Below are 25,274 nucleotides of genomic sequence, written 5' to 3'. Positions count from 1 at the left end.
AATATTCCGTTAACACCCAATGGTAAGGTTGACCGTAAGTCATTACCTGGAGTTAGCGGTGAAGATTTAATCAGAAGGGAATATGTAGGACCAAGAAATGAGACCGAAGAGAAGCTGGCCATTATCTGGCAGGAAGTATTGGGTGTAGACCAGGTGGGTATTAGTGATAATTTCTTTGAATTAGGAGGTGATTCAATGAAATCGATTCGTCTTTTGAGCAAAGTGAATAAAGTACTTGACCTGAATTATAAATTATCTGATATTTATAGTTTGCCGTCAATTAAAGAATTATTATCTATAAGATTTGAACGTATAGATCATGAAATTTCATTACAAATAAAAGCTCAGGTAGAAGAGAGTTTTAAGAAATTATCTGAAGAATTACCTTTAGATGAAGAAGTTCAATCTGTATTTCCAATGAGTGATATAGAACAAGGGATGATATATGCTTCTTTTATGGATTCAGAGATAGGGGTATATCATGATCAGTTTTTATATCCAATTCATATATCCGATTTTGAACAATCATTATTCATCAGAGCAGTTGAATTATTGGTCAAAAAGCATGAAATACTTCGTACGGCATTTAACATCAACGATTATAGTGTTCCTGTACATCTTATTTATAAAAATATAGAAATTCCTTTAGACGTTGAAGATATTTCTTCGAAGGAGCAAAAAGCTCAATCTGAATATATCAATGAATTCATGATTGAAGAAAGGACCAAAAATCCTTTTGATTTATCCAAGCCGGGGCTATGGAGGATGAAAATTTACAAGCAAAGACCACAACAATGGTGCTTATTATTTCAATTTCACCATTCTATTTTAGATGGCTGGAGTGTAGCTTCTTTTATAACAGAACTTAATAATACATATCTACAACTTCTGAATAATATAACAGATGTTGAAAAGTTATCGTTAAGCTATAAGGATTATGTATTTAATCAAAACTGTTTAAAAGCTGTAGGAAATCAATATAAATATTGGGAGAATAAATTAAGTGATTATAAACGGTTGGACATTTTTACAGAAGAAGTTGTTTCACAACGATTTAATTATGTCATAGACGGTGAACTGTATGAAAAGATACAGGAGTATAGTAAGAATAACGGAATAAGCTTAAAAATTTTGAATTTTTCAGCTTATCTTTATGCACTGCAAATGCTGACGTATAACCATGATATTACTGTAGGAATCGTTACAAACGGAAGGCCTCTATCAGAAGATGGAGATAAAATATTAGGCTGTTTCCTAAATACAATACCATTCCGTCTGGTAAGAACAAACGGAATAATATCAGAATTTGTACAAAAGATCAATCAATTTGTAAATATTCAGAAACAATTTGAAAGAATCAGCTTATTTGAATTAAACCTACATTTCCCTACACATAATCGTGGTGAAAATCCATTCTTTGATACATTCTTCAATTATGTAGATTTCCACATATTTAAAGAACTTAATATACAGGAAGAGACACCGGAAGTTGAAGATGGTCAGTTTGTTGGTGTTAATTTTGAATCTACCAATACCTTCTTAGACTTATCTGTGAGCCCTATATCAAACGGATTAAGTATATCATGGAATCAACAAAGGCTATTAAAAGGAGGAATAACCGTAGATCAACTGCAAGGTTACTATTATAACTTTTTAAATTTATTGGTAAAACAGCCAAATAGTTCTTTAGAAAGTCAATTAATTTTAACTCTTGACGAGAGTCATAAACTTTTGTATGAGTTTAATGATACCGTTTGCGATTATCCGAAGGATAGTACGATCGTTTCATTATTTGAATCCCAGGTGAATAAGACCCCTGATCATGTGGCTGTAGTTTATGACGAAGTATCACTTACTTATCGTGAGCTTAATGAGTTTTCAAACCAGTTAGGGAGTTATCTTCGTGAGCATTATGATACTCATTCTGAAGATTTGGTAGGAGTGAAGTTAGAAAGGAGTGAAAAGATACCTGTTGTTCTTCTTGGCATTCTGAAGTCCGGAGCTGCGTATGTACCCATCGATCCTAATTATCCACAGGAACGCATAGACTATATTGAAAACGATAGTAAAGCAAAGGTTACTATTGATGCATTCTTTTTGGAAAGTTTCAGTAAAGAACTATCTCTTGATTCAGAAAGATATAATAAAGAAAACGTTCCTATTATCAGCAAGGAAGAAGATTTGGCCTATGTGATCTATACCTCTGGAACTACAGGTCATCCTAAAGGAGTTATGATAGAGAATAGGAATGCTGTTGATTTGATTTACTGGGCTCAGAATGAGTTTGATCTGTCCAGGTTCAGTATTACTTATGCTGCTACCTCTTATTGTTTTGATTTATCCGTGTATGAGATGTTCTATACGCTTTCTGTAGGGAAAACATTAAGAATAATAAATAATGGTCTTGAGATCAGAAACTATATAGAAAAAGACGATAAAATACTTATCAATACTGTTCCTTCTGTTGTTAAAAAGTTGTTAGAAGAAGGAGTCTCTTTTAGTACAGTTGGTATATTAAATATGGCCGGAGAACCTATTGCATTAGATACAATTGATAGACTTGACGTTAAAAACCTGGATGTTTATAATTTATATGGTCCATCAGAAGATACAACTTATAGTACCTATTATAAAATAGAAGATAAGGTGTATAGTAACATTCCTATTGGTCGTCCTATATCCAATACCCGTGCCTATATTCTGGATGAAGAAAAGAAGATAGTTCCTATAGGAACCGTAGGTATTCTTTATTTATCAGGTTCCGGATTGTCGCGAGGATATTTACACAAGTCATCTTTAACTCTAGAGAAGTTTATTGAGAACCCTTTTGAAAAAGCGGAAAAGATGTATGATACTGGGGATTTGGCGAGATGGTTACCTAACGGTAATATTGAGTTTTTAGGTAGAAAGGATCATCAGGTAAAGATCCGTGGTTACCGGATCGAGCTTGGAGAAATAGAGAGTGCTATTTTAATGTATTCAGATGCATTAAAAGATATTATAGTAGAAGCTAAGGAAGTAAATGGAGAAAAGGCACTGGCCGCTTATTATACAAAAGAAGAAGAATCAGAAATCGATAAGACAGAACTCCGAAAATATTTACAAAGCAAGCTGCCTGATTATATGGTTCCGGGATTCTTTATAGAACTGGATTCGATACCTTTAACCCCCAATGGTAAGGTAGATCGTAAGGCATTACCTGGAGTTAGCGGAGAGGATTTAATCAGGAGGGAATATGTAGCACCAAGGAATGAGACCGAAGTGAAACTAGCAAAGATCTGGCAGGAAATTCTGGGAGTAGAAAAAATAGGTATTACAGACAACTTCTTCGAGATGGGTGGACATAGTTTAAGTGCAACAAAATTAATCAGCCTTATTCATAAAGAATTTGAAGTAAAGCTCTCTTTAAAGGAACTATTTGAAAAAATTATTATTGAAGACCAGGCGATCCTAGTAGAAGGATCGTTTACAAGCAATTACAGTTCGATTCCATTAGCACCATTGGCTTTCAGCTATCCTTTATCCTCTTCACAACAGCGTTTATGGATTTTAAGTCAGTTTGGAGGAGGGAATATCGCTTATAATATACCTGAATTTTATGAATTTGAAGGAGTTTTAGATACTGATCTTCTTGAATCTTCCTTCAGATACTTATTAGGGCGCCATGAATCTTTGCGTACCGTTTTTAGAGAAGAAGAAAGCGGAGAAGTACGCCAGTATATTTTACCTTTGGAAGAGATTGATTTCCATTTGGCTTATGAAGACCTTCAGGGATCAGATCCTTGTATTGTTGAAGATATCCTTGAATCCGAAAAACATAAAGCATTTGATTTATCCATAGGTCCGTTACTTCGTATCCGTTTATTACAGGTATCCTCTTCAAGATATGTATTCAGCTTTGTACTTCACCATATTATCAGTGACGCATGGTCCATGGAAATCATGATAAAGGAGCTATTTGATTATTATGAGTCAAATTTAGAGGGTAACTTTGTTGCTCCAGCGCCTTTATCACTTCATTATAAAGATTATGCCGTATGGCAGAAGTCTCAGCTTGAGGGAGATTCATTATCTGCCCATAAATCTTACTGGAGGGGTCAGTTTTCGGGGGAGCTTCCTGTTCTATCCTTGCCTTCCCAATATGTACGTCCTGCCTTAAAAACGTATAATGGTGATATTCTGATCCGTGAAATACCCAGCTCCTCTTTTCAGAACCTCAAGAGCTTCAGCTATAGGGAAGGCAGCACATTATTTATGTCGCTTCTGTCAGTTATCAATGTGCTGTTCTATCGTTATACGGGTCAGGAAGACATTATTATCGGAAGTGCAATAACAGCAAGAGAACATTTTGATTTATCAGATCAGATCGGTTTTTATATCAATACCTTACCCTTACGCAGTCGTTTCAGCAGAGATGAGAGTTTTAGGGAAGTCATGAAGGTTGTAAGAGAAATGACCTTATCTGCGTATGCGCACCAGTCTTATCCTTTGGATGAGCTTATTGGTGACTTATCGTTAAAGCGTGATATGAGCAGAAATGCCTTGTTTGATGTGATGGTGGATTTACAAAGTCAGGCTATGGACCCTGTAAGTTCAGAAGAAGAAAAACCGTTTTCGATCAAGGGTTATGAAGACTTGGGTCGTTCCATCAGCCGTTTTGATTTACATTTTAATTTTTCAGAAAGATCTGAAGGATTGTCCTTAGCCCTTACGTACAATAGTGATATCTATAGTGAAGCCTTCATAGTTCAGCTGCTAGATCATTTTGATGGTCTTCTTACCCAGGTTGTTGCCCATGCTGATGTATCGATCTCAAAACTGGATTATCTGGGATTATCAGAGAAAGAAGAGCTCTTGCATTCCTTCAATAATACTTCTGTGGAGTATGCTGGAAATGCGACTATCATAGATTTATTTGAGTCCCAGGTGGAAAAAACTCCTGACCATGTTGCTGTAGTTTATGGAGATATTGAATTAAGCTATGAGAAGTTAAATGAGCGTGCAAACCAGTTTGCGCATTATCTGAGAGATAAATATTCTATTATGCCGGATGAGCTTGTGGGAATTCGTATGGATCGTTCGGAACATCTTATCGTCGTTCTTTTGGGAATATTAAAATCAGGGGGTGCATATGTTCCTATTGATTCCCAATATCCTCAGGAAAGGATCGATTATATGGAGAAAGACAGCCAGTGTAAAGTGGTTATCGATGAAGATGAGCTTATATTATATAACTTTGAGAGATTCCGTTATGGTACGGGTAATGTTGAAAAAGTTAGCCAACCTTCCGATCTTGCATATATTATTTATACCTCCGGCTCTACAGGAGCACCTAAAGGAGTTATGGTAGAGCACGGTAATTTATATAATTATTTATTATGGGGTTCAGGTTACTATTTTAGGGGAGAAGGAGAGGGCAATTTCGGATTATTCAGCTCACTGTCTTTCGATTTGACGATCACCAGTATTTTTTTACCGTTAATCCGTGGTCGTTTCCTTCGGGTTATGGAAGCTGATAAAGATGTGTATGAGATGCTGAATGCTTATCTGTCTACCCCAGGTCTTGATACGGTTAAGCTTACGCCTTCACACCTTGAGCTGTTAAAAGACTTGGATCTGAGAGGGAGTTCGCTAAGGACGATCATCGTCGGAGGTGAGGAATTACTTCCCCAGCATGTAGATAAGCTATTGGGCTCTCATCAAGAACTTCGTATTTATAATGAATATGGTCCAACAGAGAGTACTGTAGGATGTATGGTAAAACATGTAGAGAAAGATGCTCTTATCACGATTGGAAATCCTATTTCCAATACCCGTATTTATATTCTGGACAACACCTTGAATCTTGTTCCTGCCGGGGTTACTGGTACGCTGTATGTATCTGGCTCCGGAGTGAGCCGTGGATACCTTAACTGTGAAGAGCTCAGCGTTGAGAGATTTATATCTGATCCTTTTGAAGAAGGTTTTAAGATGTACAACACGGGAGATTTAGGGAGATGGCTTCCAAATGGAGAAATTGATTATTTAGGAAGGAAAGATGATCAGGTAAAGATCCGTGGTTACCGGATTGAGCTGGGAGAGGTTGAATCTGCGGTGTCATATTTCACTGATAATATCAAACAGGTAGTGGCTGTTGTTAAGGAAGTTAATGGTGAAAAAGTTCTGGCAGCGTACTATACGACGGATACCGGGAGTAATGTAGATAAGTTATTGCTTAAAGAATATTTACAAGCTAGGTTACCGGAGTATATGATTCCTCGTTTCTTTATAGAGTTGGATAGCATAGCCTTGACTACTAATGGTAAGGTGGACCGGAAGGCGTTGTTAAGTTTTGATACGAAGTTTACGTCAAATACTAAATATGTCGCTCCAAGAAATGAATTTGAAGAACTATTAGTTAAAATCTGGCAAGAGATTATAGATGTTAAAAAAATTAGTGCAGAAGATGATTTTTTTAATTTAGGTGGACATAGTTTGTTAGTAATAAAACTATCCAACCTTATTCATAAAAGTTTTGAAATAAAGTTGACTATGAATGAGCTATTTCAGAATCCTACCTTGGAAAGTCAAGCATTATTGATAGAAAATCTCTTTATTGTTAAGGAAAATATTTTAGGAGAAGAGATCTTTAAAGATTCAGGTGAAATAGAGGATTATACAATTTAAATCTATTCATAATTAAGTAAAATTATTTTAATGAAAGAACTATTAAAAAAATTAAATGATTTAAATATTGTCGTTAGTTTACAGGATGATAATTTAAATTTGAAAGCACCAAAAGATACTCTGACAAAAGAATTGTTAGAAGAAATAAAATCACATAAGGCAGAGTTAATACAATTTTTTAAAAGCTATAAAAGAGATGTAGATTTATTTAATTCGATTCCGAAGGTACCGGTTCAGGATAATTATCCTTTATCATCATCACAACAAAGATTGTGGCTGTTAAGTCAATTCGAGGGAGGTAGTGAAACATATAATATACCTGCAACTTATGAAATAGAAGGGACATTAGATATAGGAGCATTAGAAGCATCATTTAATTTTCTAATTACACGTCACGAATCTTTGAGAACATTCTTTAAAGAAGATGAAAATGGAGAAGTAAGACAGTATATCTTAGATCACAATGCAAATGATTTTAGGTTGAACTTTAAAAATCTAATGATTGAGAATAATTCGAATATAATAGGAGTAATACTTGAAGAGGAACAAAAAGCCTTTACATTATCTGAAGGCCCCCTCATTCGAGTTACTTTATTACAATTGTCCGAGGCAAAATATATTTTAAGCTTTGTGATGCATCATATTATTAGCGACGGATGGTCTATGGGAATAATTGTTGAAGAATTATTTGCATTTTATGAATCATATATTAAAAAAGAGGCATATACGAAAATGCCATTGCAAATTCAATATAAGGATTATGCTGTCTGGCAACAAAATCAGCTTATAGGGGAATCGTTGGAGAAGCATAAAACTTATTGGACACACCAATTTAAAGGTGACATTCCAATATTAAAAATGCCAACACAAAAGCAACGACCAGCAATAAAAACTTATAATGGATCTTCAAAAACGAAGAAAATTAATAAGGATCTTTTAAAAAGATTAAAAAATATCAGCGAATCACAGGGAAACACATTATTTATGACTTTAACTGCAGTAGTGAAGGTCTTGCTATACAGATATACTCACCAGGAGGATATCATTATTGGCAGCCCTATTGCGGAGAGAGTACATCCTGATTTGGCAAATCAAATTGGATTTTATGTAAATACCCTCCCATTGCGTACACATGTTAATGGTAAAGAGAGTTTTGTGGACTTGGTGGCTAAAGTTAAAAAAATAACTTTAGAAGCTTATCAATATCAGATGTATCCTTTGGATGAACTGGTCTCTGATTTGGCATTAAAACGAGATATTAGTAGGAATGCATTATTTGATGTTATTATAGATTTTCAAAGCCTTACAGAAAATAAAGAGACTAAAATTAACTTGGATAATATTAAAATTAGCCGATGTAATTTGATTGAGAATAAAATAAGTAAATTCGATTTCCAATTCAATTTTGTAGAAACTTCTGAGGATCTGAATCTGGAGTTAATTTATAATACAGATATCTATGATCATGATTTTATAATACAGTTAATAAATCATTTTGAAGCATTATCAAATCAAATAGTGAAAAATCCTACTTTACCTATATTTCAATTAGACTATTTCACTGCAGTTGAGAAGGAACAACTTTTAAATGATTTTAATAAGACTGAGGTATTTTATCCAACAAATAAAACAATCGTTGATTTATTTGAAGAAAATGTGAAACGAAATGCTGATAATATTGCAGTAGTATTTGAATCAAATTCTTTTACTTATAAAGATATCGATGAAAAGTCAGATCAATTAGCTGAATATTTCATTAGAAAGTACAATATTAAATCAGAGGATTTAATTGCATTTAAATTAAATCGTACTGAATGGATGATTATTACAATATTAGCAATATTAAAATCAGGAGCAGCTTTTGTTCCTATAGATTCGCAATATCCTAACTCTAGAATTGAATATATTTTAAAGGATAGCAATTGTAAAGTATTATTTGATGAAAACGAGTTAAGTATATTCAAGAAAGAGGAGAAAAACAATACATTTTCTAAACCAATAATAGATAGTAACAATCTTGCATATGTTATTTATACTTCAGGAACCACTGGTCACCCTAAAGGAGTTGCCATGGAACATAAAGCATTAATGAATTATTTATTTTCTATTAATGAAAAATATCAATTAAATTCAGATTTCTTGTTTATTACTAATATTAGTTTCGATGCTTCTTTACGACAAGTCTTTTTACCTTTAATAAACGGCAAAAAAATATATGTTTATGATTATTTTAAATTTGTATCATTACCGGAGTATATAGTAGATAATAATTTAGAGATTATAAATACAACTCCTTCTATTTTTAATGAATTAATTGATTTAAGTCATGATTGTTTACCTTTTAAAGGCTTGAAAACTATAATGATAGGAGGAGAAACTGCTAATATTAGCTTATTGAATAAAATAAATGAAAAAATACCTCATGCTAATTTAATTAATGCTTATGGTCCTACAGAAACTTGCCTTAATTCAATAACTCACAAGTTTACACCTTCTGATACTCAAAGTATAATTGGAAAGCCACTGTCAAACACTCAAATATATATATTGGATGATTATTTACGACCTGTTCCCATTGGAGTGAATGGTAACCTTTATATCTCAGGTGCAGGATTGGCAAGATGCTATTTGAATAAACCTGAACTCACAAATGAAAAATTTCTGTCAAATCCTTTTAAAGATGGGGAACGAATGTATAATACAGGAGATGTGGCACATTGGCTACCAGATGGAAACGTAATATTTATGGGCAGAAATGATAATCAGGTTAAAATTAGAGGATATAGGATAGAAGTAGAAGAGATAGAATCCGTGATCCTGAACTATTCTGCAGATTTGAAACAGGTTGTAGTTATTCCAAAACAAATCAATTCGGAAAAAGTATTGGTTGCATATCTTGTAACTAATAAGAATATAGAACAATCAGATTTGCGTATTTTCTTGCGGGAGAATTTACCTCATTATATGATTCCAAGTTTCTTTATGACATTAGATGCAATACCATTAACATTCAATGGTAAAATTAATAGAAATGCATTGCCAGAAATTACAAATGATAATATTATTGGTACTAAAGAAGAATATGTTGCCCCTGGAAATGAGATAGAAGTTCAATTGGTTAAGATATGGGAAGAAGTACTAAACATTGATAAAATAAGTATTAAAGATAATTTTTTTGAGGTTGGAGGGAATTCAATAAAAATTGTTAAAATGGTAGGCCTATTAAATAGGAATTTGAATAAAAAAATTTCATTAATGACAGCATTTCAGTATCCAAATATTGAAAGCTTAGCATTATATTTAGTACCAAATAAAATAAATGATATTAACAAAGAATGTGAGGATGATGAAATTGATAAGTCGATTGATTTAATGGACCAAACATTACTACTATTAAATAATAGTGTTGAACATGAAAAATAAACAAAATTATACTGGGTTAGAAATAGCTATTGTAGGAATGGCTTGCAGGTTTCCTGATGCTGAAAATTGGAGAGAATATTGGAGTAATTTGATTAATGAAAAAGAATCAATCACTACTCTTTCAAAAGAAGAATTAAAAGAACTGGCAGTAGATGAAAATATAATTAACCATCCTAATTTTATCAATGTAAAAACAAGCCTAAAGGATAAAGATTCTTTTGATTCTCATTTTTTTGGATATCGTCATCAGGAAGCAAAAATTATGAATCCTGTTCATCGAATTTTTCATGAATGTGTATGGGAGGCATTAGAGGATGCTTCCTGTAATCCAGAATACTATAATTCTATTGGGCTTTTTGCAGGTTCCGGAATGGATTTAAATTGGAATGTATATTCTAATATTATAAATGAAGAGTTCGATATACTTACATTAAAATATCTCAGTAGTAATGATTATTTGACGTCTTTGTTATCATATAAATTGAATTTAAAAGGACCTGCTATTTCAGTGAATACAGCTTGTTCAACTTCCTTAGTTGCTATAAATCTAGCTTGTAAAAGTCTATTACTTGGAGAAAATAATGTAGCGATAGCTGGAGGAGCCTCAATTATTACATCAGTTCAAAAAGGTAGATTTTTTGAAGAAGGGATGGTTGATTCAAATGATGGACATTGTAGAGCTTTCGATAAAGATGCAAGTGGAACTACTACAGGAGAAGGTGCTGGAGTTGTCGTATTAAAAAGATTGTCAGATGCAATAGCTAATGGAGATCACATCTATTCAATAATAAAAGGAGGGGCTATCAATAATGATGGTAATAATAAAGTGGGCTTTACAGCTCCAAGTATAGAAGGTCAGGCAGATTGTATAAGAAAAGCAATGAAATTTGCTAGGGTTGAACCTGAAAGTATTTCTTATATAGAAACTCATGGAACAGGTACTAGATTAGGAGATTCAATAGAAATCGAGGCCTTAAATATGGCCTTTAATAAAAATCACTTTCATAAATGTGCAATAGGATCTGTTAAAACAAACATGGGGCATTTAAATAATGCTGCTGGAGTAGCAGGATTAATGAAGGCTGCATTAGCTTTAAAATATAAAAAAATTCCGGCAAGTTTAAATTTTAATGAACCTAATCCTGAAATAAATTTTGAAGAAGGTCCATTTTATGTAAATACAAAATTAACTGATTGGGAAAGAAATTCAGAATTACCATTAAGAGCTGGAGTTAGTTCCTTTGGAATTGGAGGGACAAATGCCCATATAATTTTAGAAGAACCACCATTAATAGAAAAGGAAGGTAAAGAAAAAGAATATAAGTTATTTAGTATTTCTGTTAAGACAAATTCTGCGATGTTTAATTATTTAGAAAAATTAAAAATTTTCTTAGCAGAAAGAGATCTCAATTTATCAGACATGTGTTATTCTTTACAAAAAGGGCGTAAAAATTTTGATCTTAGGCTTTCATTTCCATTTACTGATAAGGCAGACCTATCAGCAAAGCTTGATGAAATAATAAAACTAAAGGTAGAATTTACGAAATCAGATCCTTCAAAGAAAATTGTTTTTCTGTTTTCTGGACAAGGAACACAATATCTAAATGCTGCTAAAGATCTATACAATTCTGATGTAACATTCAAAAAATATATGGATGTAGGATTTGACTTGTTAACCGAGGAAACAGGAAAATCATTTAAGGATATTTTATATCCATCAAGTGGAAATTCTTTTCTTGATATAAATCAAACAAATTATGCCCAGCCTATTATTTTCCTTATTGAATATTCATTGGCTAAAACAATCATGTCTTATGGAATCCTTCCAAATTCTATGATTGGACATAGTATTGGAGAATATACTGCTGCTTGTATAAGTGGAGTATTAAATTTTGAAGATGCATTAAGATTAGTTGTTAAAAGAGGAGAATTAATGTATTCTTTAGAAAAAGGAAGTATGCTTAGTGTAGCTTTGAATGAGTCAGAAGCCTTTACCTATCTGAATGATGGCATTTCTCTGGCGGCAATAAATGGACCGGAACAAATAGTTTTTTCAGGTGATACTTTATCAATCGATAGATTATCACAAGAATTGACTGATAAAAAAATTCTGAATATTAAATTAAATACTTCTCATGCATTTCATTCCTATATGCAGAAAGGAATTCTCCAAGATTTTCACAATGCTTTCGAGGGGATTAGCTTTAATAAAATTGAAATCCCATATATTTCAAATTTAACAGGGAATTATATTTCCCAAGAAGAGGCAAGCTCAAAAGAGTATTGGACGAATCATTTAATTAGTACTGTTCAGTTTTCAAAAGGAATAGAAAAATTATTAATAAGCCACAATATTTTCATTGAAATTGGAATAGGAAATTCTTTAAATAACTTAGTAAAGGGTCAACTAGATCATAAAAACAAAAATATATTAAATCTTTTAAGATCACAAAAATTAACTGTTAATGACGATGAATACTTCATTGCAAAAATTGGAAAGTTATGGGAATTAGGTATAGATATTAATTGGACAAACTATTATCAGTCGCAAGAACGTAAATTTATACCATTACCTACGTATTCATTTGATCATATAAAATATCCTGCAGAAGTTGATATATTCCAAAGTGAAATTTTTCAAACTATGATTTCTGCTGAAGCTAATGGATCATTATCTGATTGGATTTATTATCCAATTTGGAAACAATCTGTTAATACAACGTCTGTTTTGAATGAAGAAGAGAGGGTGTATCTATTTTTCTCAACGAAAAATGAAGCAAACAATTATATTAAATCAACAATTTCGAATAGTAAGAATAATCGAATTATTGAAGTTGAAATAGGGAAATCTTTTAAAAAAGAATCAGGCACTCATTATATTGTTGATCCATATGAAATTAGTCATTTTGAACGATTAATTAATGAACTTCGGGATCAAAGCATTTTTATTACTGATGTAATTTACTCATGGGGAATACATCTAGGGAGTGAAAATAAAGAACAAAATTTGTATTTTAATTTCTTCGGACCGGCCAAAATATTTCAAACGTTTATTAAACTTAAATGCATCAATAATTTAAGGATTGTAATATTAACAGATTCATTACATAAAGTTATTGGAAATGAGCAATTACAATACAATCAGTCTCTTATACTTAGTTTAGTAAATATACTTCCTCAGGAACAACAGGTGGTGTGTTACAATATTGATATCAATTCGGAAAATAGTAAAAAACATGATTATGAATCTGTTATTAAAGAAATAAGATGTATTGATGGAGAGAATAAACATAAGATAATAGCCATTAGAAATGGGCAAAGCTGGATTAAAGATTTTCAAAAGAATAAAAAGAATATAGATTCTAAAAGTAATTATATAAAAGAAAATGGAATTTATCTAATAACTGGAGGTTTGGGAAATGTTGGTTTTGGATTAGCCAAATATTTAATTCAAAATTATAATTCAAGAATTATTTTAGTAGGCAGAAAAAATATTGCAGAATTAGATGATGCCAATCAGGACGCAATAAAAAAAATGGAGTTATTAAAAGGTATGAGTGATAAAGTTCACTATATTAACTCTGATGTTTCTGATTTAGAGTTGCTTAGGGCTGACATAGAAGGAGTGGAGTCTAAATACGGAAATATTCAGGGGATTTTTCATACTTCTGCGGTGCTTGATCATGAAAAATATGAATTACTTCAAGATATCACTGAAAAAAATACATTATCAATTTTTGATCCTAAAGTAAAAGGTGTTCTGAATATTTATGAGATATTTAGCAATAAAGAGTTAGATTTTGCATTATTTGTCTCAAGTATAGCAAGTATTCTGGGTGGACTTAGTTATAGCTCATATTCTGCTGCAAATCTATTTATGGAACATTTCATTGAATCAAAATCTTATGAATTAACAAATTGGAAATGTATTGGTTTAGGTGAAATAAATTTTAACGATAACGAAACGGATCAATATTTAAACAGAGAGTATATAATTCCTGATGAAATAAATAAATTGTTTGACTGGAGCTTAGGCTTAGAAAATATACCTATTGTTTTCGAAACAACAAGGGATTTAAATGATAGAATAAATACTACTTACAACCATAAAAAACAGAAGGGAGTGGATAAAGTAGACAAAGCTGAATATGATTCTAAGAATATAAGCAACAATGGTACGATGGAGGAAGTGGGAACAGAAAAATTATTGCTTTCATTAGCAGAAGATTTTTTTGAAATTACAAATGTAAATCTGAAAGATAACTTTTTTGAATTGGGCGGAAATTCATTAAATGCCTTACAGTTTCTTAATAAAATAAGAAAAGAATTAAATATTTCAATAGGGCTTTCTTATATATTTGATAGCAAAAACTTTAAAGAGCTGGCAGAAAAAATAGAGAATTCTTTTGAGTTAAAAGACGAACAAGAAACAATTTCTATTGTACCAAAAGCTCTTTCTTATGCAATTTCTAGAAATCAAAGGCGAATTTGGATCGAAAGTCAATCTGGAGAAGGAAATCTGACATATATACTGGGAATGGATTTCAAAATATTGGGTGAGCTGAATGTGGAAAAGCTAGAGAATGCATTTGCAAAGTTACTTGAGAGACATGAAATTCTAAGGACTATATTTATTGTTGAAAAAGGAGAACCGAGACAGAGATCACTTCCTCTTAATAATCCAATAAAGTTTTATAAACTTGATAAAGAGGATAATATTTACAACTCATTGATTAATGAGGCTAATTTACCGATGAACTTAACAATGGGACCATTAATTAGAGCTGCGGTTTTTCAAGCTTCTGATTCCGAATATTATTTTCAATTGAGAGCTCATCATATTATTTGTGATGGTTGGTCATTCACACTTTTATTCAATGAGTTGATTCAACTTTATTTAGATAACGAAACAATTTCTCCTGAAGTAAAATTACAATATAAAGATTATGCTGAATGGCAGAATAAACTTATTCATAATGGAAAACTAAATAAAAGTAAAATGTTTTGGATGGAAAAGTTAGGGGGAACTATTCCTGTTTCTACAATTCCTACAGATTTTTCACGATCTGGATTCAAGACCTATGATGGTAATAGTATTTTATTTGATGTGAATAATACACTTACTGATACCATTACAAAAACTGCTTTAAATACAAGTACAACTCAATATATTGTTATGCTTATGTCTTTAAAGATTCTAATCAATTATTATACTCAAAATGAAGATATAATAATAGGAACTGATTTTTCTGGTAGAGTTAATGAAGAGACAGAAAAAATGTTGGGTATGTTTATTAATGTCATAGCACTTAGAAGTAAACCGGTAAAAGTAAAGAAAGTCTATGACTATCTTTTAGAAGTTAGACAGCTCTTTTTAGATGCAACAGAACACCAGCAATATCAATTTGATGATATAGTAAGTGACATAATTGTAGATCGGGATATAGCAAGAAATCCTTTTTTTGATGTAATATTTGTAATGCAAAACTTTGATAAAAAAATTAAAACTGCAGATTTGGCAGGTATTCAAATTGAACAGTTCCCCATTTCAAGTGAGGAATCAAGATCTCCTTTCGATATTTCTTTTATAATTGTAGAAAATTATGAAAATATGAATTTAAGAATAAGATATAATTCTTCTTTATATAAAGAAAAATCAATTAAAACTTTAGGAGAGCAATACTTATTTGTTTTGCAACAGATTACAAATAATACTAATCAGACTTTAAATGAGATTTATGATTTACTTGATTCTTTTACAAAGGATTTATCCAAAAATAATATCAAGACAATAAAAAGTAAAAATTTAGAAGGTTTAAAAAAATTTAAAAACATATCAATAAACAATGAAGATTAATAAATTAAACAGTTTTAATTCCGTTAGCCTTGATTTAAAAAATATAAATCCGGTTGATATCACCTATAGTCTGACAACACAAGAATACCCTGTAGTATTTACAGCAAAAGAAAAATATCTTTTACTGCATGAATGGATAACTTTGAATAAAAATTTGGTTAAAGAGAACCTATATAAATATGGTGCTATTCTATTCAGAAACTTTAATTCAGATATAGCTGGTAATTCTTTTAAAGAAATTGTAGCAAATTATGTAGAAGAGACGATAGAATATGATTTGGGTGCTGGCAACAGAAGCAAAGTTATTGACAATATTTATATATCAACTTTCCATCCTAAAGAAGAAGATTTAGAAATGCATAATGAGATGTCATACACCTCATTCTGGCCTAAAGAAATCATGTTTTATTGTGAAACTCCCTCTCTAGGAGATGGGGCAACACCTTTGTGTGATGGAAGAAAGATCTGGAATCTGTTAAAACCTGAAACAAAGAAAAAATTTACAGATTTATCCATCATGTATGTAAGAAAATTAGGTGGGATGTTTGGAGGACAGACCTGGCAAATGGTTTTTGATACAGATGATAAAACAGTTGCTGAAAAAAAATGTGCTGAAAATAATATTGACTTCGAATGGCAGGATAATGATGTAATGGTAATGAAATGGATAGGTCCTGTGACAGTTGTTCACCCGGTAACTCAGGAAATATGCTGGTTTAATCATTGTTATTTTTTCAATTCTATAATGTTGAATAATGACATGAAAACAGTCCTTACTATACAAGATATACCATTTTATTGTTATTACGGAGATGGCTCAGCGATAGAGATAGAAACCCTGATGGAGCTAAAAGATGTTTATGAAAAAACCAAAAGCTGCTTTTTATGGGAAAAAGGAGACTTGCTATTAGTTGATAATATACTGATTTCCCATGGCAGAAATTCATTTAAAGGAGAAAGAAAAGTTTTAGTTGCCATGTTTAAAAAATAATTAATTTATGAGTATATATAACATTTCGTCTTTACAACAGAGAATATGGCTTTTACAGCAAAACTCATCTAAATTCTTATGGTCTACAGGAGCATTAGAAATCAAAGGACTATTAAATATAGAAAAACTTGAAAATTGTATAAATAATACTATACAATCCAATGATATATTATCTACAAACTATATTATAAAACCCGGAATTCTTTTTCCATATCAGCAGGTCAACGAAGCTGTAAAAACAGAATTACATACAATCGATTTATCATCCATTAAAACAGATGAAGATCAGTTGCAGGAAATAAACAGAATTTTATCTTTGGAAGAGAAACAGCCCATAGAATATAGTAGGGGTTGTTTGGTAAAATCCATACTTTTCAATATTTCAGAACATTTGAATTTTCTGTATATAATTGTTCCTTCAATTTCTATGGACTCATACACTATGACTACATTTTTGAAGGATATTTCTCTACATTATATTGATGAAAATGATGTTTTGGAAGACGTCATTCAATATCCACAATTTGCAGGATGGCATGATAGTCTGCAAGAAGATCCTGAAAAGGACGCAATTTATTTTTGGAATACCAATAATTATGATAATTCATTTGATCACCTATTCAATAATTATAAAGATCTTAACCAGTCATCTAGAGTTACGGTAGATATTAGTGATCAAACTAGAATAACAATAGAAAATATAGCAAAGGAACTGAAATGTAGTACATTTTCAGTTTTACTTTCGGGACTGTTGACATTGAATTATCTTAGTTCAAAGACTAAAGGACTTATAGGACTTACATTATCAGAAAGAGCCCACGAAGAGTTAGAGCATACTTATGGGCTGATATCTAAAACAATACCTTTTGGATTGAATAATCCTGAAGATTTTAATTTTAAAGAATTAATACTTTATATAGAGAACTTTATTGATGAAGCTTCTTCTTTACAGGATTATTTCTCTCCGACCGAATTTTCTCCCAAGCTTAATAACGAACTTAGTAGCTATTCTTTAATTACAGAATACATTAATATCGGTGATCAGTTAGTCAATAATGATATTAGTTTTGAAATAAAAGATATTGACTGCAATAATGAATTTTATAAATTAAAACTAGGATTTATAGAGTCTGATAAAGATTTAAAATTAAATTATTTTTTTAACAAATATGTTTTTAAAAAGGATGAAATTTATAAATTTCATGAAAATTATATTGATTTATTAACGTACGCATTAAGCAATTTATCAAAATCTTTGTCTGATTTGTCCGGCTTTAAAAGTGACCGGATTGAAAATACTGAACTAATTATTGATAGCTTCAAGAGTACAGATTCGTACACAACAATTTCAGCTCTTTTTCTGCAACAGGTATATCTAAACCCTGATAAAGTAGCAGTCGTTTATGATAATAAATGGTTAACATATCGTGAACTGAATAATAAAGCTGATAAAATCGCTGTTAAGCTAAGAAAATTAGGAGTAATAGCCAATGATGTTGTAGCTATTTTAGGAGATCGTTCTCTTAATATGATTGTCAGTATCCTTGGAATTATAAAAGCAGGTGGTGCCTTTTTACCAATTGATCTGTCTTATCCTGAAGAGAGAATTAAATATATGCTCAAAGATAGTAGTGTAAAGATACTGCTGTTGACAAGTAGTGAGTTACCAATAGCATATGAAAAATATAATGATAATCCGATATTTGTTGATGAATTATTAAAAGAAGAGAATGATATAATTAATGCCATTAATGATATTAACGAGGTGCATGATATGGTTTATGTAATCTATACTTCCGGTTCCACAGGAAACCCAAAAGGAGTAATGATTGAGCATAGAAATCTTCATAGTCTTGTTAATAGCTTGGATAAAGTGATCTATCAGGAGAATGAAAAGGAATTAAATATAGGTCTAATTGCTTCTTTTTCATTTGATGGTTCAATTAAACAAATTTTTTCCTCCCTTTTATTGGGACATACTTTGCATATAATTCCTGACGAGATTAAAAGAGATGGAACATCTTTAATTCAATATTTTGTTGATAATAAAATTGATATTACTGATATCACTCCAATGTATTTAGATGCTTTATTAATTGATAACATAGCATTACCGGAGATTGGTATTAAATACTTCTTGTGCGGGGGGCAGCAGCTGCAAACAAAAACAGTAAATTTATTACATAAAAAATATCCAAAGACTACTATTGTTAATCTCTATGGTCCAACGGAATGTTGTGTCGATGCTACATATTATGTTATAGATCCAGATACAAAATTAAAATCAGCAAATGCTCCTATTGGATATCCACTTCAAAATACTGTTATTTATATACTGAATGATCGGCAGAAACCTGTTCCTACAGGAATAATCGGAGAAATCTATATTGGGGGAGATGGAGTTGGAAGAGGATATATTAATAAAGAAGAGTTAACATATGAAAGTTTTGTTCAGCTCCCATTTAGCGACTGCAGATTATATAAAACAGGTGACTTAGGAAAGCTAAACTATGATAATACCCTTGAATTTTTAAGTAGAAATGATAATCAGGTTAAGATTAGAGGTTATAGAGTAGAATTAGACGAAATAAGAAAAGTTATTTTAAATATTGATGAAGTTTCAGACTGTTTTGTCACCGTTGGTAAAAAAGGGAATGTAGAAGGACAAATTATTGCCTACCTTATTCTAAAGACTGATCTTAATTTAGAAGACTTCCGATATAGATTAGAAAAATATCTGCCGGAGTTTATGATACCTAGCTATTTGGTTAAAGCTAAAAGATTTAATATCAATATAAACGGAAAAATAGATGTAAATTCTCTTCCAGATGTTCAACAAAATTTAATAAAAAACCAAAATAAACACGAAGATCCACAAAATGAGCTAGAGTTGGAATTAGCAACTATTATCAAAGAATTAAAGGGACTGGATAAAGTTAGCATCCATGACAGTTTTTATGACTTAGGCATGGATTCAATAAAAGTATTACAACTTTTGGCACAGCTTGGAAAAAAAGGATATCATTTCCCAGTTAATGAGCTATTTTCCAACCCCACTATAGCGAAGCTCTCTTCTATTCATTCATTAAATACCGATTCTGTTACTCAAACAGCAATTGAAGGAGAATTAAGGTTGTCACCAATTCAAAAAGAATTCTTTTCTAGAGAAAGTGTTGATTCTCATTACTTTAATCAGTCAATGGTATTGAAGGTTTTTAATAAAGTAGATGAAAAAGATATAAAAAAGATATTTACAAAGATTGTAGAACATCATGATCAGCTAAGGGCTGTATTCAGATTAGACAGCAATAATGAAATAAGACAATATATTATAGCATCTCCTTTGGGTACTGACGTCGAAGTTTTTGACTATTCCCAGCATCCATTTTCTGTAAATGAATCCTCTTATTATGATAAAATGCTATTAATCCAGCAAAGTATCACTTTAGAAGAAGGGTTATTAATCAAAATAGGTTTATTCAAGTTTGAAGATTGTGACAAGATATTTATAAGTATGCACCATTTAATATGTGATGCTTATTCCTGGGGAATATTATTGGAAGATATAGAAACCCTTTATTTACAGTTAAAACGAAACCAAGCTCTTGAATTGTCTTCAAAAACAGATTCTTATAAAGACTGGGTAGATCAGTTATATCATTATTCCAATACTGATGAGTTCTCTCTGACATCCCAATATTGGAAAGATGCTGCAAAAACAAATGTAGAAAACCTACCAAAGGACCAGATAGAAAATACGTGTTTCAATTATGATTCTGTATTTATAAGAAGTGAAATAGAGCTTCCGAAAATAAAAATAGACGGCGATTTAAAGAATATTATACTTCCTGCTTTTGGAGCTGCAGTTAAAAATATTTTTAAATTAAATAAAATAGGATTGAATATTTATGGTATAGGTAGAGATGAACCATTTACAAATCTTAATATAAGTAGAAGTATAGGATGGTTTACCTGTATGTATCCATTCGTTATTGACACTTCAATATCTGATAATATAGAAGATATAGCTGAAAAAGTATGTATGGATTTTAACAATATACCAGATAAAGGAATTGGATATGGCATGTTAAAATATTTGAATAATCATTATGATAATAATTTAGTTAATGGATTACAACCTAATATCTTATTGAATCATCAAGGAAGATTTAATTCTTCTGATGGAGATTTTGAATATATAATTGAAGATGTAAATAAGTATCATATAAGTCAAAATAGAAAGCAAAGATTTGACATTATGATGACAACCCGTATTACGAATAATCAGCTTGGAATTACAGTGGAATTTAACCAAAAACAATATAGTGAAAGGCTCATAACTGAATTAATGGATTCCTTTGAAAAAAATATTAAATTATTATCTACAAAAAATAGGATAATACATCAGTTATAAGAAATTCATGATTTTAGACTTGAAAATACATAAATAAATTAGTGAGTGTACATTAGTTTTTCAGGTCTAAAATTATGTTTATATAAGGATAACCCAAAAGAAATTAATACTCTTGAAAATTGGGAATACACCTATTAGAAGTATTAAGAAATAATCAATATGATTTTAAATTATATATTTACAAACTTTTTTAAATAAAATGAAAATAATAGCACTGGTTTTTGCAGGGGGAAATAAATATTCTTTCACAAAACTTTCTAAAGGTATTACTGATTTTGTTGTTTTAGAATACCCTGGAAGAGGAAGTCGATTCAATGAAAAATTAATAACTAATATTGATACGCTTGTAGAGGACTTACTTCCAAAAGTTATTGAAGAAATTAGGAATTGTCAGGAGTATGTTATTTATGGGCACAGCATGGGAGCTTTGGTAGGATATGTCATTTGTCAAAGGTTACAGCAATTGAAAGCAAAAAAACCATTAAAACTAATAGTAAGTGGTAGGAGGGCTCCTTCTAGTAAAATAGGGAAAATAATATCTGATTTATCTGATGACTTATTCTGGCAAGAAGTAATTAAATTGGGGGGAATTCCTGACGAATTGAAGGAACATTCTGAACTTATGGAGTTTTATATCCCAATTTTAAAGGCAGATTTTGAAGTTGTTTATAGTTATAATCATATAATAACAGAGAAACTGGATATACCGATTGATGTGTTTTTCGGAACCAAAGAAAATGCCACTGAATTTGAAATAACGGAATGGGAAAATGAAAGTAACCAGCAAGTTGTAATAAAAAGTATGGAGGGGAACCATTTTTTTATATTTAATCATGTAGATTATTTCATTGAATATTTTAAAAGTTTAATTAAAAGTAATACTTTAATTAACAATTAATTTTTTATCATTCTATAAGATTTACTGATACAATATCTTTAACACTTATCCCCTCTACTGAAGTTTTAAAGAGAGAATGAATATAGAACAGTCGCAAAAGCAAAGAGAATTTCTTGTAACATCCCGAAACAATTATGAAAGAATAACTTTTCTTTCTAATTTTAACATTACATAATATGAATATAATAGTAACAGGCGCTAGCAAAGGTATTGGCTATGATACAGTTCTGGAGTTTAGTAAAAACAAAGAAAATAAAATCATAGCAATTTCTAGAAATATTAATAAATTAAATGATTTAAAAAAAGTATGCTATGAAAAGTATAATAATGAAATTAAGATTATTCAGTATGATATAACTACATCACATATCGAAAACCAGAATTTATTGGATATATTAGAAAACATTGAATTTGTGGATATTTTTATTAATAATGCAGGAATATTAATAAATAAAAAATTTATAGATTTAACACAAGAGGATTGGATAACTACATTCGATATCAATTTTTTAGCCCCTGTCAATTTAATTAGATTGTTATATCCTAAACTAAAAAATAGTAAATCTGCACATATAATTAATATTAGTAGCATGGGAGGAATTGAAAGAACACAAAAATTTTCTGGATTATCTTCTTATTCTTCGAGTAAAGCAGCACTTGTAAACTTAACAGAATGTTTAGCTGAAGAATTTATGGATGATAATATCCATTGTAATTGTTTATCACTGGGATCAGTAGATACAGAGATGTTTAGAGCGGCTTTTCCATCGTATCATGCTTCCGTATCAAGTGAAGAAATTGCTCAATTTATCTGCAATTTTTCGCAGAATTACAGAAATTTATTTAATGGAAAAATAATTCCTATTGCTATATCAACACCATAAGAAAATAATTAAATAACAATGAAAGTTAAAGTATCAAGAAAGGCGACTTTTAATGCAGCGCATAGACTCCACAACAATAATTGGTCAGAAGAAAAGAATAAAATTTTTTTTGGAAAATGTAATAATCCCCATTACCATGGGCATAACTATACTCTTTTTGTATCAGTACTAGGCCAAATTTGTGAAGAATCAGGATATGTTATTGATTTAAACGAGCTTAAAAAAATAATAGATGACAAAATTATTAATTATTTTGATCATAAAAATCTAAATATAGAGATTCTCGAATTTCAAACTTTGAATCCAACATTAGAAAATATATTAAAAGTTATATATGATAAACTCCGAAAAGAAATAGCCCAAGAACTTATTTTATCAGTAATACTATATGAAACGGAAAATAATTTTGCTGAAATAAATGAAGGAGAACACTAACAATGGCTAAAAGTAAATAGTAATTTAGTTTCAATAATTTGAAGCGCTTTAGAAACTGTTTTGAAATCTATATAAATAATAATGTTAAAAATTTCAGTAAGAAATATATTTTTTTTAATCCTATTTGCACTTCCTAATACCGTATTAAGTTTTGGTATTGTATTTATTATTAATAATGTTATATCGGGTAATAAAAGCTATGAGGAGCCCTATTTAGGCTGGAGCTTCTTAGTTATTATTATTTTTACCTATTTACTAAATATTATTTTTCAAAAGAAACTTAATCAGTATTCCTACGATATATTGTATGAAAATGAGAAAAATATTTTTAAGAGGATATTAAAGACAAGATTAATCGTATTAGAAAAATATGGAACTCAAAGATTTTATACAGCGATAGAAGATCTAAGGATATTCTCTTCTTTACCTGAAATAATAACCCATACGATAAATTCATTGCTGATGTTATTGCTTTGTTTGTTATATATGTTTAGTTTGTCTTTATATGCAGGATTAACAATTTTAGGGTTAATATTAATTATTGCAGTGATTTATTTTATGGTGATCAATATGATGAATGATAGAATCGCTGTTTTAAGAAAGTTCAATGAACATTATTACAATTATGTAAATGATGTAATAAAAGGATTTAAAAATCTTAAGATAAATTCGATACTTTCCCAAAATCTATTGTCTAAAAATTTATTTCCAAACCGTGACCAGGCAAAAGCATTGGATTATAATATCAACTATGTTTTTCTATCAATTAATCTTATTAGTCAGTATGGTTTATACTTGATAATTGGTGCAATATTGTTTGTTTTGCCAAAGTTTAATTTACTTCCAAAAGAAGATGTTGTTTCTTATGTTGTTATTCTTTTGTTTATTACAGGACCAATCAGTAATTTGATTAATATGCAGAATATCTATACAAGGTTTTCTGTTGCTAACCGAAGAATCAATAACTTTTTAAAAGACTTTCTTGAAGAATCGGAAATTGTTGAGAATGAAAAGGATATGAATGATGACTTTCAGTCATTAAATTTAAAAAATATTTCGTTTCAATATGAAAATTCCTCTGGTGAACAATCCTTTGCTTTAGATAAAATTAACTTTAATGTTCAAAAGGGAGAAGTTATTTTTGTTGTAGGAGGCAATGGAAGTGGCAAAAGTACTTTTATCAATATATTAACAGGGTTATATGATTATAAGGGAGGAGAAATTAGCCTGAACGATGAAATCTTGAATTCAAAAAAAACTTTACAGCATCAGGTATCTCCGGTATTCACAGATAATTATGTTTTCTCTAACAATTATGATAATTACCGGTTAGAAAATAATTCGCAATACCAATCTTTGTTGGAAATAATGGAAATGCAGGAAGTGGTTGAAGATAGTAAAGAAGAATCAGCAAGACGTAATTTTTCAAAAGGGCAAAGCAAGAGAATGTCTTTGATATTTGCGCTACTAGAAGAGAAACCAATTTTAGTTTTAGATGAATGGGCAGCAGATCAGGATCCGCATTTCAGAAAATATTTCTACGAAGTTCTAATTCCAAAATTTAAAAAAGAAGGTAAAACAATAATTGCTGTAACTCACGATGATGCCTATTTTAAGCAGGCAGACAGAATTATTAAGTTTGATTATGGTCAAATTGTTCGTGACATAAAAATTGATTCTGATTTTAATTTATCCATGTTATAATT

9 protein-coding genes are annotated in these 25,274 nt (G+C 30.6%); all 9 read left to right on the top strand.

The window, feature by feature from the left end; translation table 11 throughout:
• The coding region (locus SB679_RS20835; protein ID WP_410704234.1) for an amino acid adenylation domain-containing protein at window positions 1–6,666 on the top strand (6,666 nt) is incomplete at its 5' end.
• 30 nt (window positions 6,667–6,696) lie between these two features.
• Window positions 6,697–10,089 (top strand): amino acid adenylation domain-containing protein, encoded by a 3,393-nt coding sequence (locus tag SB679_RS20830; protein ID WP_410704233.1) that lies wholly within the window; start codon window positions 6,697–6,699, stop codon window positions 10,087–10,089.
• Window positions 10,079–15,946, top strand: a complete 5,868-nt coding sequence (locus SB679_RS20825) for an SDR family NAD(P)-dependent oxidoreductase (protein ID WP_410704232.1) — start codon at window positions 10,079–10,081, stop codon at window positions 15,944–15,946. The genes SB679_RS20830 and SB679_RS20825 overlap by 11 nt, the downstream gene beginning before the upstream one ends.
• Complete coding sequence (locus SB679_RS20820) at window positions 15,936–16,937, top strand: TauD/TfdA family dioxygenase (protein ID WP_410704231.1); 1,002 nt, start codon at window positions 15,936–15,938, stop codon at window positions 16,935–16,937. The genes SB679_RS20825 and SB679_RS20820 overlap by 11 nt, the downstream gene beginning before the upstream one ends.
• A 7-nt stretch (window positions 16,938–16,944) precedes the next feature.
• Complete coding sequence (locus SB679_RS20815; protein ID WP_410704230.1) at window positions 16,945–21,351, top strand: amino acid adenylation domain-containing protein; 4,407 nt, start codon at window positions 16,945–16,947, stop codon at window positions 21,349–21,351.
• Window positions 21,352–21,550: 199 nt separating this feature from the next.
• Window positions 21,551–22,249, top strand: a complete 699-nt coding sequence (locus SB679_RS20810) for a thioesterase II family protein (RefSeq protein ID WP_410704229.1) — start codon at window positions 21,551–21,553, stop codon at window positions 22,247–22,249.
• A 176-nt stretch (window positions 22,250–22,425) separates the two neighbouring features.
• A complete protein-coding gene (locus tag SB679_RS20805; protein ID WP_410704228.1) occupies window positions 22,426–23,133 on the top strand; it encodes an SDR family oxidoreductase in 708 nt (235 codons plus the stop codon).
• Between the two features lie 18 nt (window positions 23,134–23,151).
• The gene (locus tag SB679_RS20800) at window positions 23,152–23,568 is read left to right on the top strand and encodes a 6-pyruvoyl trahydropterin synthase family protein (RefSeq protein ID WP_410704227.1); all 417 of its coding nucleotides are present in this window, start codon (window positions 23,152–23,154) and stop codon (window positions 23,566–23,568) included.
• 81 nt (window positions 23,569–23,649) lie between these two features.
• On the top strand, window positions 23,650–25,272 hold the full coding sequence (locus SB679_RS20795) for an ATP-binding cassette domain-containing protein (RefSeq protein WP_410704226.1): 1,623 nt from the start codon (window positions 23,650–23,652) through the stop codon (window positions 25,270–25,272).
• Window positions 25,273–25,274: the final 2 nt, after the last annotated feature.

The sequence above is a fragment of the Chryseobacterium sp. SIMBA_029 genome (assembly GCF_046535275.1).
In the GTDB taxonomy this organism is placed as follows: Bacteria; Bacteroidota; Bacteroidia; order Flavobacteriales; family Weeksellaceae; genus Chryseobacterium.
Note: the sequence above shows the minus strand (reverse complement) of the source record. Positions and strands in the feature narration are given on the sequence as shown.